Source organism: Streptomyces sp. NPDC046860, assembly GCF_040645115.1.
Taxonomy (GTDB): Bacteria; Actinomycetota; Actinomycetes; order Streptomycetales; family Streptomycetaceae; genus Streptomyces.
Window position 1 is genome coordinate 164,980 of record NZ_JBEYXQ010000011.1, and the last position, 17,196, is coordinate 182,175.

At 72.3% G+C, this 17,196-nt stretch carries 12 protein-coding genes; 2 read left to right on the top strand and 10 right to left on the bottom strand.

All coding sequences use genetic code 11. From position 1 onward, the window contains the following. Positions 1–36: 36 nt before the first annotated feature. Entirely contained in the window at positions 37–1,338 is a 1,302-nt protein-coding gene (locus ABZ898_RS18285; RefSeq protein ID WP_361659342.1) for an MFS transporter, read from the top strand. A gap of 13 nt (positions 1,339–1,351) precedes the next feature. Here ABZ898_RS18285 and ABZ898_RS18290 read toward each other — a convergent pair whose 3' ends face one another. Both ABZ898_RS18290 and ABZ898_RS18295 read right to left on the bottom strand, forming a co-directional pair. Then, positions 1,352–1,807, bottom strand: coding sequence for a cyclic nucleotide-binding domain-containing protein (locus tag ABZ898_RS18290; RefSeq protein WP_361659345.1), 456 nt, complete (start codon positions 1,805–1,807; stop codon positions 1,352–1,354). Positions 1,808–2,068: 261 nt separating this feature from the next. Beyond that, complete coding sequence (locus tag ABZ898_RS18295; RefSeq protein ID WP_361659348.1) at positions 2,069–2,332, bottom strand: hypothetical protein; 264 nt, start codon at positions 2,330–2,332, stop codon at positions 2,069–2,071. A gap of 209 nt (positions 2,333–2,541) precedes the next feature. Here ABZ898_RS18295 and ABZ898_RS18300 point away from each other — a divergent pair, with 209 nt between their 5' ends. Next, a complete protein-coding gene (locus ABZ898_RS18300) occupies positions 2,542–2,922 on the top strand; it encodes an ATP-binding protein (RefSeq protein WP_361659554.1) in 381 nt (126 codons plus the stop codon). Positions 2,923–3,030: 108 nt separating this feature from the next. Here ABZ898_RS18300 and ABZ898_RS18305 read toward each other — a convergent pair whose 3' ends face one another. The 8 genes from ABZ898_RS18305 to ABZ898_RS18340 all read right to left on the bottom strand — a co-directional run bounded on the left by ABZ898_RS18305 (position 3,031) and on the right by ABZ898_RS18340 (position 17,179). Next, complete coding sequence (locus ABZ898_RS18305; protein WP_361659350.1) at positions 3,031–5,289, bottom strand: FUSC family protein; 2,259 nt, start codon at positions 5,287–5,289, stop codon at positions 3,031–3,033. A 193-nt stretch (positions 5,290–5,482) separates the two neighbouring features. Further along, positions 5,483–6,877, bottom strand: coding sequence for an NAD(P)/FAD-dependent oxidoreductase (locus ABZ898_RS18310; RefSeq protein WP_361659353.1), 1,395 nt, complete (start codon positions 6,875–6,877; stop codon positions 5,483–5,485). A gap of 234 nt (positions 6,878–7,111) precedes the next feature. Beyond that, positions 7,112–7,549: an ATP-binding protein gene (locus tag ABZ898_RS18315; RefSeq protein ID WP_361659356.1), complete on the bottom strand. Its 438-nt coding sequence runs from the start codon at positions 7,547–7,549 to the stop codon at positions 7,112–7,114. A gap of 144 nt (positions 7,550–7,693) precedes the next feature. Continuing rightward, entirely contained in the window at positions 7,694–9,598 is a 1,905-nt protein-coding gene (locus ABZ898_RS18320) for an AMP-dependent synthetase/ligase (RefSeq protein WP_361659359.1), read from the bottom strand. Between the two features lie 256 nt (positions 9,599–9,854). Further along, a complete protein-coding gene (gene glgB / locus ABZ898_RS18325; RefSeq protein ID WP_361659361.1) occupies positions 9,855–12,071 on the bottom strand; it encodes a 1,4-alpha-glucan branching enzyme in 2,217 nt (738 codons plus the stop codon). A 5-nt stretch (positions 12,072–12,076) separates the two neighbouring features. Then, positions 12,077–13,441: a maltokinase gene (locus ABZ898_RS18330; protein ID WP_361659364.1), complete on the bottom strand. Its 1,365-nt coding sequence runs from the start codon at positions 13,439–13,441 to the stop codon at positions 12,077–12,079. A 31-nt stretch (positions 13,442–13,472) separates the two neighbouring features. Next, positions 13,473–15,191 carry a maltose alpha-D-glucosyltransferase gene (gene treS, locus ABZ898_RS18335; RefSeq protein ID WP_361659367.1) on the bottom strand — a complete coding sequence of 573 codons (1,719 nt, stop codon included), beginning with the start codon at positions 15,189–15,191 and terminating at the stop codon, positions 13,473–13,475. After that, positions 15,188–17,179, bottom strand: a complete 1,992-nt coding sequence (locus ABZ898_RS18340; RefSeq protein WP_361659370.1) for an alpha-1,4-glucan--maltose-1-phosphate maltosyltransferase — start codon at positions 17,177–17,179, stop codon at positions 15,188–15,190. The genes treS and ABZ898_RS18340 overlap by 4 nt, the downstream gene beginning before the upstream one ends. Between the last annotated feature and the right edge of the window lie 17 nt (positions 17,180–17,196).

Sequence of the window (17,196 nt, forward strand, 5' to 3'; positions counted from 1 at the left end):
CGAAATCGAAAGATGTATCGAGCAACCAGGATCTCCGTGGACACGAGCGAGAGCAGCGGCACCGACGCGGGCAGGACCGAGGCGCCCGGCGCGGAACCGGCCGCCCGCGGCTGGCGCCGCTGGGCGATGGACACCCGTCCCCTGCGCATACCGGCCTACCGGCGGCTGTGGTCGTCGACCATCGTGACCGCCGTCGGCAGCCAGCTCACCGCCGTCGCCGTGCCCAAGCAGATCTACGACATCACCCACTCCTCGGCCTGGGTCGGCTACGCCAGCCTCGCCGGACTCGTCCCCATGGTCGTCTTCGCGCTCTGGGGCGGCGCCGTCGCCGACACGGTGGACCGGCGCAAGCTGCTGCTGATCACCAACATCGGCATCGCGGTGACCTCGCTGCTGTTCTGGGCCCAGGCCGCCACCGGGCTCGACTCGGTGGCCGTGCTGATGGTGCTGCTCGCCGCCCAGCAGGCGTTCTTCGGGCTGAACCAGCCCACCCGCAGCGCGTCCGTCGCCCGGCTGGTCCCGGCCGCCGAACTGCCCGCCGCCAACGCCCTCGGCACCACCGTCATGCAGACCGGCCTGGTCGCGGGACCGCTGCTCGCCGGTGTGCTGATCCCGGTCATCGGACTGCCCGAGCTGTACCTCGTCGACGCGCTCGCGCTCTGCTTCACCGTGTGGGCCGTGTACCGGCTGCCCGCCCTGCCCCCGCTCGGCGAACCCTCCGCCCGCCGCGCCGGGGTACGGGAGATCGCGGCCGGGTTCCGCTACATCGCCGGGCACAAGGTGCTGCTGCTGTCCTTCCTCGCCGACATCGTCGCCATGGTCTTCGGCATGCCGCGCGCCCTCTTCCCGGAACTGGCCGCGCACACCTACGGCGCCTGGGACGAGGGCTTCGCGCTCGGCCTGCTGTTCGCCGCCATGCCGGTCGGCGCCGTCCTCGGCGGCCTGTTCTCCGGCGTGTTCTCGCGGGCCCGCCGCCACGGCTGGATGGTCATCGGCTCGGTCGTCGGCTGGGGGCTGGCCGTGGTCGGCTTCGGGCTGACCGGCGACCTCTGGGTGGCCGCCGCCTGCCTCGCCGCCGGAGGCGTGGCCGACATGGTCTCCATGGTCTTCCGGGGCGCGATCCTGCTCTCCGCCGCGACCGACGAGATGCGCGGCCGGATGCAGGGCGTCTTCACCGTGGTCGTCGCGGGCGGCCCCCGCCTCGCCGACCTGCTGCACGGCACCGCCGGGTCAGTCTTCGGCCCCCGCGCCGCCGTGGCGGGCGGCGGCGCGCTGGTCGTCGTCGTGATGCTGGCGCTGGCCGCCGCGATGCCCGCGCTGCGCCGCTACCGGATCTGACCGGCGGGCCCCTCTACAGCGGGGTGCTCCGCCGGATCGCGTACTGGTCCATCAGCTTGCCGCGCGTCGTCTCCAGGCGGTGGGCCAGGATCTCGGCGACGGTGCGCACCACCGACAGCCCGAGCAGCGGGTCCTCCACGCACAGGGCGAGCACCGCGGGCCCCTCGAACTGGTAGGCGCGGACATTGCTGAACGCCACCGCCCCGAAGTCCCACTCGTAGGGCGGGAAGAGCCAGGACCAGCCGAGCAGGTCACCGGCGCCGAGCGTGGCCACGGTGACGTACTGCCGGGCGGTCACCTGCTGGTCCAGGGAGACCGCGCCCGACCGGATCACCCAGAACCGGTCGGCGACGCCGCCCGCCTCGAAGACACGGGTGTCCTCCGGGAAGGAGACCTCCTCGGCCAGCTCCATCAGCCGCTCCCGCTGTGCCTGGGGCAGGGCGGTCAGCAATTTGATCGCTTTGGTCATAGGCGGGGCTCCTCACCGGCGGCCGTTCGGGTGGTTCCCTTAAGCCCATTGGAGCCGCTGCCGCCCCGCGGGGCACCTCGAAGGACCGGCACCGGGCGGGCCGTCCCGGCCGCGGGCAGGAAAAAGCCCTGGCCGGACGGGGGTGACCAGCCAGGGCTGTCGGTGCGGAAGCGCCAAGGACACACGGACACCGGTCCGGGTCGCGCCCCGATACCGGTGAACCGTAAACCATGCGTCGGATGCCCCGTGAGGGACCCCGCCTCACGTGACGCGCCTGCCTCCACCCGCCTCCGCCTCCGCGGCACCCGCGTCCACCACATGGCTGCCCGGCGCGACGATCTCCGTCAGCACCCCGGCCACCACCTGGTACGTCAGCGCGCGCTCGGTCGCCTCACGCGCCCGGTCCGGGTCGGTGGCGGTCAGGCTCCGCGCCCGCTCCAGCCACGCCCGCTCCTCCTCCTCGGCCACATCCCGGCCCCGCCGGATACGCCGCAACAGTTCATCCGCGTCCACGACATCGCTCATGCCGGGCTCCTACCCGCTCCGCGCCCGGTGAAGGCCCCCGCACCCAGGGTGTTTGACATCGCCGTGAGGGGTCAGCCGCAAGGGAGAGACCCCGGCCGTCCGGGCACCGCCCCGAGGAGAGACCGGACACCCGCTAGGGAGGGAATTGCAGCATGTGCGAGCCGCTCGCGACCAGCACCCCGGCCGTGCCCCGGCAGAGCCGCAGGACCATGGCGTACCGCCCCGCCGACGCCCGCAGAGCCGTGCGTCGCGTGGTGCGCGAACGCTGCCGCGACCGGGCGCTGACCTGCGCCGACGAGACCCTGGAGGACGCCCTGCTGGTCGCCTCCGAGCTGACCGCCAACGCTATCCTGCACGGCGGCGGCATCACCCGCTTCGAGGTCGACGTCGACACCCGCGGCGTACGGCTCTCGGTGAGCGACCTCAGCGACGAACGCCCCCGAGAGGCGGCCGGCTCCGGCACCGAGGCCGACCGGACCCGCACCGGCGGCCGGGGCTGGCCCATCGTCAGCCTGCTCGCCCGCGACGTACGCGTGGCGGGCCTCCCGCGCGGCGGCAAGTGCGTCACCGCCGTCGTCCCCCTGCGCTGACCCCACTCAGCCCGCCGGCCCCGCCCCCCTGCGCTGCCCCGCGCTCACCGTCTCGCGCTCCACCAAGGCCCGGCGTCGAGCAGAACCTCGCCCAGCGCCCCGCGGCCGTCACTTCTTCGCGGCCTCCACCTCGACCGGGACCCCCAGTGGGCGGGCGAGGCCGGAGACGGCCTCGTCCAGGCGCTGGAGGTGGCGGAGGACGCGGTCGGTCACGCGGCCCCAGCGCGGGGTGGCGAGGGTGCCCGGCTCCAGCATGGAGGCGATGCTCGGACCCGTCTCGATCTCGGCGGGGGAGTGCGGGTCGCGCACGTGGTCGGCGATGGCCTCGATGTTGTGCACGATACGGCCGCACACCCCGCGCAGCCGGGGGTCGGCCGCGATCGACGGATTGCTCGGCAGCAGCTCGGCCGTGGCCGCCAGCGCCCGGCCGTGGTACGCGCACGTCTCCAGCAGCGCCACCACGTACCGGGCGGTGTCCCGGCGGGAGCGCTGCGGGGCGACCGGATGCGTCAGCGGCTGGATCGCGGAGTGCAGATCGGCCAGCGCCTGGTCCAGCTCGCGCGCCTGGTCCACCAGGTCCGCGTGCGGCCGCCCGCTGAGCTGGTCCACGGCCGCCCGCGTCAGCTCCGCCAGCTTGTCCAGCACGTCCACCAGCAGGTCGTTGGTGCGCCGGTCGGTCCGCACCGGCAGCACCACCGCCGCCGTGAGCACCCCGCACGCCGCGCCCAGCGCCGTCTCCTCCACCCGCAGCAGCAGCACCGACATGCTGTACGTGTTCAGCAGGGTGTACAGCAGCCCCAGCGCCGCCGTCACGAAGAACGACATCAGCGTGTAGGACAGGGGGGCGGTGTAGAACATGGCGAACACGCACACCAGCACCAGCGCGAACGCCGTCCACGTGTGGTGCCCCACCGCCCCGGCGAGCCCGATACCGGCCACCACACCGAGGATCGTGCCGACGAGGCGCCGGCCGCCCTTCACCAGGATCTCCCCGGTGGAGGCGGTGTTGATGAACACGATCCAGCAGGTCAGCACCGCCCAGTACCAGCGCTGGTGGGACAGCAGCTCACCGCCCGCGATGGCCAGCGCCGAGCCCACCGCCACCTGCACGGCCGCCCGCGTCGTGGGCCGCCTGAGCCCCGTCCGCCCGGCCTTGTCCGCGTCGCTGTCCTCGCTGACCTCGATCGCCGCGTCCTCCGCGTCCAGCTCCTCGCGCGACCTGGCGGTCGCGGGGCTGTCGTCGGAGTCGTCCTGCGGCCCGTCCAGCGCGGTGCGCAGACCCATCACCGCGCGCGCCGCCTCACCGATGCCCCGGAAGACGTCCTGCACGGCGGGCGACGCCTTGGGCAGATTGTCCTCCTCGCGGTAGCCCAGCAGCCGGTTGCGGACCTGCGCCAGCGCCGTCCCCGAGGTCTCGCCCACCGGACGCAGCACCAGCAGCCGCAGCGCCCGCAGATCCCGGCCCAGCGTCGCCGTCGACTTGTCCCGCGCCGGCGGCAGCAGCCCGCCCGACGGCAGCGGCGCGCCCGGCAGATGCAGGGTGAGGGTGTCCATCCGCTCGGCGCTGCGAGCGGTGAGCAGCATCAGCCCGAGCCGTTCGGCGGCGATCTCCGCGTCCGCGACGCGGCGCTGCAGCAGCCGGGCCATCGCCTCGTCGGAGGTGCCGCGCTCCAGCCTGCCCTGGATCATCAGCGCCGTCTCGTGCAGCCGCGCGGTACCGGTGCGCAGGTCCTCCACGATCTTGTCGACGTCGTCGGGCTCCGCGTCCAGCAGCTCGATCTGGGTGCTCAGCAACTGCCCGAGCCGGGCCCTGAAGGCGCGCCTGAGCCGGTCCAGCGTGCCCGCCTCCGTCTGCGGCATCAGCACGAACCGCGCGAAGGCGCTGCACCCGACCGCCACCGCGATCACCACGTACAGCGAGGGCAGCATCGGCACGGTGGCCCGCACGAACAGCGACAGGAAGTAGACCTGGAAGCCGATCAGCCCGAGCCCCGTGGCCCGCTCGCCGAACCGGCGCCCGTAGACGGCCGCGAAGATGAGCAGCAGGAAGGAGACGTCGCTGACCAGCGGCCACCGGTTCAGCACCGCGCCCAGCGACACCGCGGCCAGCGCCACGGGCAGGCACAGCGCCAGGGTGACGGCCTGCTTGGCACGGTCGGTCTCCCGGACGGCGAACGTCGACGACATCGCCGCCATCGCGCCCGCGACCAGCTGCGGCACCGGGAAGCCCAGGGAGCCCAGCAGGATCAGGGTGAGCGCGATCGCGGCCACCGTGCGCAGCCCCGCGATCAGCCGCAGCAGTCCCGGGTCGGACGCGGCGAGCCTGTCCCACAGCCGTACCAGAAGCGCCCGTCCCCTTGCCTTCACTCCGCCGCGCTCTCTCTCCCGTGCCGGACGATGATCCACTGCCCAGGATGTCACGACGCCCCGCCCGGACCGCCGCAGGTGGGCGGAGATGCGGCCGGGCAGCCCCGGATTCCCGGCGTCCCCGGGCGCGGAGCCGCCGGAGGCCGCCGCCCCCACGTCGGGACGGCGGCCTCCGGCGGCCCGGCTCACCTCGTCAGCCTCCGGTCGCCTTGCCCCGCACCTTGCCCTCCGCCTCGGCCGTCCGCACCTCGCCGCGGACCTGCTCCGGCGTCAGATACGAGTCCGTGTACTCGAAGTCCTTGAGCTGGGCGGGCTTGCGGGCCTGGAAGCCCGTGCGGACGAAATCGTCGCCGGCGACCGCGTTCAGCACCCAGTTCACCAGCACGCGTGCCTTGGCGACCCCGGTGCGCAGCGCCGACCAGTGGTAGCCGCGCGCCACGATCTGGGCCAGGATGCCGCGCAGCTCGATCCCGAGCGGCCGCGACACCGCGTCCTTGCCGCCGAGGTCGACCACCAGACCGAGGTCCTTGTGGACGTACGGCTCCATCGGCTCCCCGCGCAGCGAGGCGATGATGTTGTCCGCGACCTTCGGGCCCTGGCGCATCGCGTGCTGCGCGGTGGGCGGGCAGATCGCGCCCTGCTCGCCCTTGGCCAGGTCGGGCACCGCCGCCGCGTCGCCGAGCGCGAACACCCCGTCGTGCCCCGGCACCGTCATCTCCGGGGTCACCACGAGCCGTCCGCGCACCGTCTCCGCGTCCATCGTGCCGATCAGCGGGCTGGCGACGACACCGGCCGTCCAGATCAGGGTGTGCGTGGGGATGACCCGGCCGTCGGTGAAGGTGACCTCGTCCTCGGTCACCTTGGCGACGGACACACCCAGCGAGACGTCGATGCCCCGGTCGCGCAGGATCTTCAGCGCCTGCTTGCCGAGCCGGTCGCCCAGCTCCGGCATCAGCTTCGGCGCGATGTCGATCAGATGCCAGCGGATCAGACTCGGGTCCAGCCTCGGATACCGGCGGACCGCGGCGTGCGTGAGGCGCTGCAGACAGGCCGCCGTCTCCGTGCCCGCGTAACCGCCGCCGACCACCACGAACTGCAGCCGCGCCGCCCGCTCCTCCGGGTCGTCGCTGGCGTCCGCGAGGTCGAGCTGGGAGATGACGTGGTCGCGTACGTACGCGGCCTCCGCGAGGGTCTTCATCCCGAAGGCGTGCTCGGCCAGGCCCGGGATGTCGAAGGTGCGGGTCACACTGCCCGGCGCCAGCACGAGATAGTCGTACGGCTCGTTGACGATCTCGTCGGTGATGGTGCGGATGACGCAGACCTTCGCCTCCAGATCCACCCCGATCGCTCCGCCCGGGATGATCCGGGTGCGGTACTTCTTGCTGCGGCGCAGCGAGACGGCGATGGACTGCGGCGTCAGCACGCCCGAGGCGACCTGGGGCAGCAGCGGGAGGTAGAGCTGGTAGGAGAACGGCGTCACCAGGGCGACGTCCGCCTCGTCAGGGCCGAGTTTGCGCTCCAGCCGGCGGACGCACTCGACTCCGGCGAAGCCTGCGCCGATCACCAGAATCCTGGGTCGTCGTGTCACGGTGTTGTTCCCTTCTGCGGCTCCCGTCGGTCCGGATGGACGCCGTTCGCATGCCCTGGACCACTGTCACCACACCCGATCCCACCGCGCCCCGGGCCGTTCCGCCAGTCGGACGCGCCCGGCGGGCGGACGGACGTGTGCGCGGCAGTCTGCCCCTCCAACGCACCGGGGTAACCCGATACCGCGCGGGTACACCTCGCGCGGCACCGGCCGGCCGGAGCCTCAGCACTGCCCTCACCACGGCAGGAAGACGTGGATGTCCTTGCCGTCCTCCTCCACCACCACGCTCACCTGGTCGCACAGGGTGTGCACCAGGTGCCAGCCGATGCCCCCGCCGCCCGAACTCGGCCTGAAGGGGCGCGGCTCGGGCACGACCGTGCTGGTGTCGTGCATGGTCACGTGCACGCCGTCGAAGGTGCGCCGCATCCGCATCCCGAACGGGCCCGGCGCGAACTGGATCGCGTTGGCCGCCAGCTCGGTGACGACCAGCAGGATGTCGTCCCAGTACTCCGGCGCCGCCGGCGGTGAGCCGCGGGCCAGGGAGCGCAGGAACCCTTCCGCGGCCAGCCGCGCGCCCGTCACGTTGGGCAGCTCACCGGGAAAGGAGAACGCACGCTCCGGTGCTTCCTCCGAGGGAGGCGGTACGCCCTCCCAACGCCGCTCTGTCGCCATCTCGCATTCCCCGGCCCCGTCCGGCCCGGGGGCCGGGCACGGCCCCCGCGCTCCAGGGCGGTCGTCGTCGCTGGTCAGTTCACCAGGGCGGGTTCCCACCGCCGCGCGGATTACGCGCGAGGGCGCCAACTGACCGGCGCGGGCTCAGCGGAACACGTCGTCCGGCTCGTCCCAGTCCACCGGCTCCGGCGGCCGCCCGCCCCGCGCCGCACGCGAACGCGCCTTGTACATCGCGTCGATCTCGGCCGCGAAGTGCCGCGCGATGGCGTCCCGGCGCAGCTTCAGCGAGGGCGTCAGCAGCCCGTTGTCCGGGGCGAAGGGTTCCTGCACCACCCGGTAGACCCGGATGGACTCGGCGCGGGACACCGTGCTGTTGGCCGAGGCGACCGCGCGGGCCAGCTCCTCGCGCAGCGCGTTCTCCTCCCGGCTCTCCCGCCCCTCGAAGTCGCCCTGGAGGGCCAGCGCGGCCCGCCAGTGCGCGAGGAACTCCGGGTCCAGGGTGATCAGCGCGCCCATGCAGGGCCGGTCCTCGCCGACGACCACCACCTGGTGGATCAGCGGGTGCATGCGCAGTCGCTGCTCCAGCGGCGCGGGCGCCACGCTCTTCCCGCTGGAGGTGACGATGACGTCCTTCTTGCGGCCGGTGATGGTCAGATACCCCTCCCGGTCCAGCCGCCCGATGTCCCCGGTCGCCAGCCAGCCCCCGCGCAGCACGCTCCGGGTGCGCCCCTCGTCCCCGACGTAGCCCTGGAACACCGACGGGCCGTGCACCAGGATCTCCCCGTCCTCGGCCACGCGGACCTCGGTCCCGGGCAGCGGTGTCCCGACGGTCCCCGACTTCTCGCGGCCCAGCGGCTGCATGGTGATCCCGCCCGAGGTCTCCGTCAGCCCGTAGCCGTCGTGCAGGTACAGCCCGATGCCCTCGAAGAACAGCGACAGCTCGCGGCTGAGCGAGGAGCCGCCGGAACTGCCCCGCCTGGCCCGCCCGCCGAGCGCGGCGCGCAGCTTGCGGTACACCGTCCGCTCGTACAGGGCGTGCTGGAGCCGCAGTTCCAGCCCCGGACCCGTCCCTATGCCGAGGCGGCCGCGCTCCTCGGCTTCCGCGAAGTCCCGCGCGGTCTGCGCCGCCCGCTCGAACAGCGCGCCCTTGCCCGCCTGCTGAGCCGTCCTCAGGAACGTCTTGTACATCTTCTCGAACACCGAGGGGACGCCGTAGAGGTACGTCGGCCGGAAGGTCCGCAGTGCCGAGCCGAGGGCCTCCTCCGACGTCTCCGGCTCGTGCGCCATCAGGATGCCGCCGCGCAGGCACAGCGTCTGGATCATGATCCCGTACACGTGCGAGAACGGCAGGAACGCCAGCACCGAGGGCTGCTCCCCGGGCGGTGCGGCCGTGTGCCCCCAGCCCGCGAGCAGCACGTCGCACGGGTAGGCCAGGCCCCGGTGGCTCAGCGCGCAGCCCATCGGCCGCCCGGTGGCTCCGGAGGTGTAGGTGACCGCCGCCGTGGAGTCCGGCAGCACGATCCGGCGCAGCGACTCCACGGTCGTCAGCGGGATGTCCGCGCCCCGCTCGGTGAGTTCCGCCAGCGCGCCCGCGTCGAGCTGCCAGACGTGCTTCAGCCTGGGTAGCGCCGCGCACACCGTCCCGACGGTCATCACCCCCAGCTCGTCCTCGACCGCCACGGCCACGCACCCCGCGTCCCGCAGGATCCACTCGACCTGGTCCCGTGAGGAGGTCGGATGGACGGGGACCAGTTCGGCGCCCACGGTCCACAGAGCCTGGGCCAGCAGGGTCCACTCGTACCGGTTGCGGGCCATCAGGGCCACCCGGTGGCCCGGCGAGATCCCGGCGGCCACCAGCCCCTTGGCCAGCCCGACCACCTCGTCCCGCAGCTCGGCGGCCGTGACCACCTCCCACGCGCCGGAGCCGGGCGCCGCGCGCCGGGCGAGCAGCGGCAGCCCGGGACTGGTCTCGGCTGTCTCGAAGACGGTGTCGGCGAGCCCGCCGGCGGGCAACGGGAAGGCTGCCGGAGCGGAGGCGACGTCGCGCATGCGCTGCTCCTGGAAGTACGGAGGGTGACCCCGCCGATCGGCTCTGTGTCGGCGGTGCACGAATGTAGCGCGGGGAAGCGGGTTCGGTGTGGGGAAGGAGAAAGTCGTGATCCCCTGATGACCTGCGGATGTCCGGTGGGTCCCGGGTGCCGCCGTTCCGTGCGGATATCGGCCCGGCCCCCCGCACGCGGAGAGGGGCGGCCGGAGGTCGCGAGGACCTCCGGCCGCCCCTTCGCCTGGCGCCGGTACGGCGGGCTCAGCGGGCGGGCGTGAGCCACACCGTGGCGAGCGGCGGCAGCGTCAGACGCAGCCCGCCCTCCTCCGGACACAGCTTGCCCGCGTCACCCACCGGAACGCCGCTGCCGCCGTAGCGGACCGCGTCGGTGTTGAGCGCCTCCTGCCAGGCGGGCACCTGCTCGGGCGCCCACAGGCGGTAGTCCTCCCGGACCACCGGCGAGAAGTTCGACACCGCCAGCAGGGGCGTGCCGTCCTCGGCGTACCGGACGAACGCGAAGACGTTGTCGTCGGCCGCGTCGCACATGGACCACTGGAAGCCGCCCGGGTCGGTGTCCCGCTGCCACAGGGCCGGCGCGTCCCGGTACACCGTGTTCAGGTCCCGCACCAGGTCCCGCACGCCCAGGTGGCCGGCCGCCGAGTGGTAGTCGTCGGCGAGCAGCCACCATTCGGGCCCGTGCTTCTCCGACCACTCGGCGCCCTGGGCGAACTCCTGCCCCATGAAGAGGAGCTGCTTGCCGGGATGGGCCCACATGAAGCCGAGGTACGCCCGGTGGTTCGCGCGGCGCTGCCACCAGTCGCCCGGCATCTTCGACACCAGCGCCTGCTTGCCGTGCACGACCTCGTCGTGGGAGATGGGCAGGACGTAGTTCTCGCTGTACGCGTACACCATCGAGAACGTCATGTCGTGGTGGTGGTACTTGCGGTGCACCGGCTCCTTCTGCACGTACTCCAGCGAGTCGTGCATCCAGCCCATGTTCCACTTCAGCCCGAACCCGAGGCCGCCGCTCTCGGTCGGCCGGGTCACGCCCTCCCACGCCGTGGACTCCTCGGCGATGGTCACCACGCCCGGGCAGCGCCGGTAGACGGTCGCGTTCATCTCCTGGAGGAAGGCGACCGCGTCCAGGTCCTCGCGGCCGCCGAAGACGTTCGGCGCCCACTGCCCGGAGTCGCGTGAGTAGTCGAGGTAGAGCATCGAGGCGACCGCGTCCACGCGCAGGCCGTCGATGTGGAACTCCTCGCACCAGTACACGGCGTTGGCGACCAGGAAGTTGCGCACCTCGGTCCGGCCGAAGTCGAACTCGTACGTCCCCCAGTCCGGGTGCTCGGCCCGCCGGGAGTCCCCGGGCTCGTACAGCGGGTCCCCGTCGAAGCGCGCCAGCGCCCAGTCGTCCTTGGGGAAGTGGGCCGGCACCCAGTCCATGATCACGCCGATTCCCGCCCGGTGCAGCGCGTCCACCAGGAACTTGAAGTCGTCCGGCGAGCCCAGCCGCGGGGTCGGCGCGTAGTACGAGGTGACCTGGTAGCCCCACGACCCGCTGAACGGGTGCCCGGCCACCGGCATCAGCTCCACATGCGTGAAGCCCAGGTCCTTGACGTACGCGGGCAGCTCCTCCGCCAGCTCGCGGTAGGTCAGCCCCGGCCGCCAGGACGGCAGATGCACCTCGTACACCGACAGCGGCGCCTGGTGCACGGGGGTGTTACCGCGGTGCGCCATCCACTCCGCGTCGCTCCACGCGTACCGCGAGGACGTGACGACGGACGCGGTGTCCGGCGGGACCTCCGTGAGCCGGGCCATCGGGTCCGCCTTCAGGAAGCGGTGGCCGTACCGGGAGGTGATCTCGAACTTGTACCGGGTGCCCTCGCCGATCCCCGGCAGGAACACCTCCCACACCCCGGACGCGCCCAGCGAGCGCATCGGGTACTGCGTGCCGTCCCAGAACGTGAAGTCCCCGGCCAGCCGCACCCCCTGGGCGTTCGGCGCCCACACGGTGAACCGGGTGCCCTCGACACCCTCGTGGGTCATCGGCTCGGCGCCGAGCGCCTTCCAGAGCTGCTCGTGCCGGCCCTCACGGATCAGGTGCAGGTCCAGCTCGCCGAGCGCGGGCGCGAAGCGGTACGGGTCGTGCACCGTCCGCTCGCCGTCCGCGCCCTCCGTGTACGCCACCACCAGCTCGTAGGCGGGGATCTCCGGGTACGGCAGCACGGCGGAGAACAGGCCGTCGCCCTCCGAGGCGAGCGGCGAGCGCACCCCGTCGGCCAGGACGCTCACGCCGAGCGCGTTCGGGCGCAGGGCCCGGAACAGCACACCGCCGGGCACCGGGTGGGCGCCCAGCAGGGCGTGCGGGTCGTGATGCGCGCCGCCCAGCAGACGGCCGCGCTCCTCGCCTTCGAGGACGACGGCCGGAGCGTGGGCGGGACCCGACGGCTCGGGCAGCGAAGTGTCGCGCAGTGCCATGTCGTTCAGCCTCCCCATTCGGCGAGCCGCTCGATGGCCGCCATCGGGACCGGAAGCCAGTCCGGCCGGTGTCTCGCCTCGTACAGCACCTCGTACACCGCCCTGTCCGTCTCGTGCGCGCGCAGCAGCGCGTGCTCCTTGCGTGGGTCCCAGCCGGCGCGGGCCGCGTAGCCCGCGCAGAATGCCTCCCGGCAGCGGCTCGCCCACTCGGGGCGCCAGGGGCGGCGCTGCCGGGCCGCGTAGTCGAAGGAGCGCAGCATCCCGGCGATGTCACGCACCGGTGACTGCGCTGTCCGCCGCTCGGCGAGCGGACGGGAGGGTTCGCCCTCGAAGTCGATGACGAACCAGTCGTGCCCGGCGCGCAGCACCTGCCCGAGGTGCAGATCGCCGTGGACGCGCTGGGCGGCCGGACCGGAGTCGCGCACCGCCAGCGCCCCGAACGCGGCCCGCAGCCCCGGCACATAGGGCCGCAGCCCCGGCACCGCCCGCACGGCCGCGTCCAGCCGGGCGCACATCGCCTCGGCCGTGGCCTCGTTGTCGTCCCCGCAGGCCGCCGGGAACGCCCCGGCCAGCGCGAGGTGCACCTCGGCCATGGCGCCGCCCAGCTCGCTCGCCTCGGCGGTGAAGTCGTCGCCCCGGGCCAGCGCCCGCAGCGCCAGCTCCCAGCCGTCGATCGCGTCCGGCAGGAACGGCTGGAGCACCCCCAGCGTGGCCGGGCGGGGCGCGGTGGTGCAGAACCACGCCACCGGCGCGGGCACCCGCGCGCAGCCCTCGGCGGCGAGCGCCTGCGGCACCTCCAGGTCCGGGTTGACGCCCGGCTGGATGCGGCGGAACACCTTCAGGATGTAGGAATCGCCGTACACGATCGAGGAGTTGGACTGCTCGGTGGTCAGCAGCCGGGGCGTGAGCGCGCCGGGCACGCCGGCGGCCCCGTCCGTCTCGAAGCGCAGCGGCCCGGCCTTGCCCGGCCGCCGCAGCCGCTCCAGCAGCAGGTGCGCGCAGCGCGGGTCGTGCAGCGCGTCGTACACGGCGAGTCCGGCCAGCGGGCCGTGCTCGGCCCGTCCGATCAGGGCGCGTTCCAGGCCGGGCGTGGGCCGCTCGCGCAGGTCCAGCAGGAGCTGGTAGCAGTCGCCGGGCGGGGGAGTGCCGCCGGGCGTGGGCACCGGCGCGTGCGAGGCGTTCACCAGCAGGTGCAGGCAGCCCGGGAACAGTTCGGTGACGGACAGCACCGACAGGTCGGTGACCGGCCGGTCCTTGCCCGCGAACCAGCGCTGCCGGGGCAGCCATTCGCGCAACAGGGCGCCCAGCGAGGTCAGGAGCCCGTCGACGCCGGTCGTCGCCGGGGGGCTGAGGGTGATGGTCTTCGGCATGGTGACGCGTCCTTTCCTCGGCGCCGGGCGCTCAGCGGCGGCGGCCGATGCGGGATGCGGGTCGGGTGAGCCGGAACCAGTAGAAGCCGTGGCCCGCGAGGGTCAGCAGATACGGCAGCTCACCGATCGCCGGGAACTTCACCCCGCCGATCAGCTCCACCGGGTGCCGCCCGTCGAAGGCCCGCAGGTCGAGCTCGGTGGGCTGCGCAAACCGGGAGAAATTGTGCACGCAGACCACGAGGTCGTCCTCGTACTCGCGCAGGAAGGCGAGTACCGCCGGGTTGGAGGACGTCAGCTCGGTGTAGGACCCGAGTCCGAAGGCGGGGTTCTGTTTGCGGATCTCGATCATGCGGCGGGTCCAGTGCAGGAGGCTGGACGGGGAGGACATCGACGCTTCGACGTTGGTGACCTGGTAGCCGTGGACGGGGTCCATGATCGTGGGGAGGAAGAGGCGGCCGGGGTCGCAGGAGGAGAAGCCGGCGTTGCGGTCGGGTGTCCACTGCATGGGGGTGCGGACGGCGTCGCGGTCGCCGAGCCAGATGTTGTCGCCCATGCCGATCTCGTCGCCGTAGTAGAGGATCGGCGAGCCGGGCAGGGAGAGCAGGAGTGCGGTGAACAGCTCGATCTGGTTGCGGTCGTTGTCGAGCAGGGGGGCGAGCCTGCGACGGATGCCGATGTTGGCGCGCATACGCGGGTCTTTCGCGTATTCGGCCCACATGTAGTCGCGTTCCTCGTCGGTGACCATTTCGAGGGTCAGCTCGTCGTGGTTGCGCAGGAAGATGCCCCACTGGCAGTTGGTGGGGATGGCGGGGGTCTTGGCGAGGATCTCGGAGACCGGGTAGCGGGACTCGCGGCGGACGGCCATGAAGATGCGGGGCATGACCGGGAAGTGGAACGCCATGTGGCATTCGTCGCCGCCGGTGGAGTAGTCGCCGAAGTAGTCGACCACGTCCTCGGGCCACTGGTTGGCCTCCGCCAGCAGTACGGTGTCCGGGTACTGGGCGTCGATCTCGCTCCGGACGCGCTTCAGGAAGGCGTGCGAGGCGGGCAGGTTCTCGCAGTTGGTGCCCTCCTCCGCGTACAGGTACGGGACCGCGTCGAGCCGGAACCCGTCGATGCCGAGGTCGAGCCAGAACCGCAGGGCCGCCAGGATCTCCTCCTGCACTGCCGGGTTCTCGTAGTTCAGGTCCGGCTGGTGCGAGAAGAAGCGGTGGAAGAAGTACTGTCCGCGCACCGGGTCGAAGGTCCAGTTGGAGACCTCGGTGTCGACGAAGATGATCCGGGCGTCCTGGTACTGCTTGTCGTCGTCGGCCCACATGTAGTAGTCGCCGTAGGGGCCGTCGGGGTTGGCGCGGGACTCCTGGAACCACGGGTGCTGGTCGCTGGTGTGGTTCATGACGAAGTCGATGATGACCCGCATGCCCCGCTGGTGGGCGGCGTCCACGAACTCCACGAAGTCGGCCAGGTCGCCGAACTCGGGAAGGACCGAGGTGTAGTCGGCGACGTCGTAACCGCCGTCTCGCAAGGGCGACTTGAAGAACGGCGGGAGCCACAGGCAGTCCACGCCGAGCCACTGGAGATAGTCGAGCTTGGCGGTCAGCCCCTTCAGATCGCCGATACCGTCGCCGTCGCTGTCATGGAAGGAGCGGACCAGCACTTCGTAGAAGACGGCACGCTTGAACCACTCGGGGTCCCGGTCCTTGGCCGGAGTGTCCTCGAAGGTGTCCGGCACGGGTTCGTTGACGGTCATGACGCTGAAGGCCCTCCGATCTGAGACGTCGCCCGCTCGACGCGCAGCACGTGCGCGGGGGCGCGGCCGGGGCTGAGGCACACGTAGTTGGCGCCGCCCCAGTGGTAGGTCTCGCCCGTCAGCTCGTCGTGCACGGACAGGGCGTCGTTCCGGTCCAGGCCGAGTTTCGGCAGGTCCAGCGAGACCGTGGCCTCCTGGGTGTGGTACGGGTCGAGATTGACGACCACGAGGACCGTGTCCTCGCCGGTGGTCTTGCTGTAGGCGAGCACGGAGTCGTTGTCGGTGTGGTGGAAGCTGAGGTTGCGCAGGTGGTGCAGTGCGGGGTGCCGGCGGCGGATGTCGTTGAGGCTGGTGATGAGGGGCGCGATGGTCCGGCCCTCGCGGGCGGCCGCCTCCCAGTCCCGCGGTTCGAGCTGGTACTTCTCGGAGTTCAGGTAGTCCTCGCCGCCCGGCCTCAGCGCCTGGTTCTCGCAGAGTTCGTAGCCGCTGTAGATGCCCCAGGCGGGAGAGAGTGTGGCCGCGAGGACGGCACGGATCTCGAAGGCGGCGCGCCCGCCGTGCTGGAGGTAGCCGGGAAGGATGTCGGGGGTGTTGGCGAAGAAGTTGGGCCGCATGTAGGCGGCCGCCTCCCCGGACAGTTCGGTGAGGTACTCCGTCAGTTCCTGTTTGCTGTTGCGCCAGGTGAAGTAGGTGTAGGACTGCTGGAAGCCGATCTGGGCGAGGGTGTGCATCATCGCGGGGCGGGTGAACGCCTCGGCCAGGAAGATGACGTCGGGGTCGGCGCGGTTGATCTCGCCGATGACGCGCTCCCAGAACACGACGGGCTTGGTGTGCGGGTTGTCGACGCGGAAGATGCGGACCCCGTGGTCCATCCAGTGCCGCAGGACGCGGACGGTCTCGTCGACCAGGCCGTCCATGTCGGCGTCGAAGGCGACCGGGTAGATGTCCTGGTACTTCTTCGGCGGGTTCTCCGCGTAGGCGATGGTGCCGTCGGGGCGGTGGTGGAACCACTGCGGGTGCTTCTCCACCCAGGGGTGGTCCGGGGAGCACTGGAGGGCGAAGTCCAGCGCGATCTCCAGGCCCAGGGCGCGGGCCCGGTCCACGAAGAAGTCGAAGTCCTCCAGCGTTCCCAGGTCGGGGTGGACGGCGTCGTGGCCGCCTTCGGGCGAGCCGATCGCCCAGGGCACGCCGACGTCGTCGGGGGTGGCGGTGAGGGTGTTGTTGCGGCCCTTGCGGTGCGTGGTCCCGATCGGGTGGATCGGCGGGAGGTAGACCACGTCGAAGCCCATCTCCGCGATCGCCTCAAGCCGCTTCGCCGCCGTACGGAACGTGCCGTGCGGCCGGTCGAGGGTGCCCTCGGAGCGCGGGAAGAACTCGTACCAGGAGCCGTACAGCGCCCGCTCCCGTTCCACCAGCAACGGCATCGGGTCGGACGCGGTCACGAGGTCCCGCAGCGGGTACCGGGCGAGGACCGCCCCGACCTCCGCGCCCAGGGCGTCCTTGAGACGGTCGTTCACCGAGAGGGTGTCGTCACCGAGGGCGTGGGCGGCGGCCAGCACAAGGTCGCGCTCCGGGCCCTTCGGCGCTCCGGCGGCGGCGCGCTCGTAGAGTTCCGCGCCCTCCTCCAGCACCAGACCGGTGTCGATCCCCGCCGGGATCTTGATGCCGGCCGCGTGCCGCCAGGTGGCGACCGGATCGGACCACGCCTCCACCCGGTAGGTCCAGCGGCCGGTGGCGTCCGGGGTGATGTCGGCGCCCCACACGTCGCTGCCGGGCGACACCTCGCGCATCGGGGTCCACGGGCCGCGCCGGCCCTTGGGGCCGCGCAGGACCACGTTGGCGCCCACCGCGTCATGTCCCTCACGGAACACGGTCGCGGTCACGCGGAACGTTTCCCCGGCCACCGCCTTCGCCGGGCGCCTGCCGCACTCGACGGCCGGCCGGACATCACGTACCGGTACGCGGCCGATGGCCGGGGTCCTGCGCATGGATCTCACCTCCGCCG

Bases quoted from the DNA above. Each gene is read 5' to 3' on its own strand.
- glgB (WP_361659361.1), bottom strand. From the start codon at position 12,071: ATGGCACTGCGCGACACTTCGCTGCCCGAGCCGTCGGGTCCCGCCCAC.
- ABZ898_RS18315 (WP_361659356.1), bottom strand. From the start codon at position 7,549: ATGGCGACAGAGCGGCGTTGGGAGGGCGTACCGCCTCCCTCGGAGGAA.
- ABZ898_RS18290 (WP_361659345.1), bottom strand. From the start codon at position 1,807: ATGACCAAAGCGATCAAATTGCTGACCGCCCTGCCCCAGGCACAGCGG.
- ABZ898_RS18300 (WP_361659554.1), top strand. From the start codon at position 2,542: ATGGCGTACCGCCCCGCCGACGCCCGCAGAGCCGTGCGTCGCGTGGTG.
- ABZ898_RS18330 (WP_361659364.1), bottom strand. From the start codon at position 13,441: ATGCCGAAGACCATCACCCTCAGCCCCCCGGCGACGACCGGCGTCGAC.
- ABZ898_RS18295 (WP_361659348.1), bottom strand. From the start codon at position 2,332: ATGAGCGATGTCGTGGACGCGGATGAACTGTTGCGGCGTATCCGGCGG.
- ABZ898_RS18340 (WP_361659370.1), bottom strand. From the start codon at position 17,179: ATGCGCAGGACCCCGGCCATCGGCCGCGTACCGGTACGTGATGTCCGG.
- ABZ898_RS18320 (WP_361659359.1), bottom strand. From the start codon at position 9,598: ATGCGCGACGTCGCCTCCGCTCCGGCAGCCTTCCCGTTGCCCGCCGGC.
- treS (WP_361659367.1), bottom strand. From the start codon at position 15,191: ATGACCGTCAACGAACCCGTGCCGGACACCTTCGAGGACACTCCGGCC.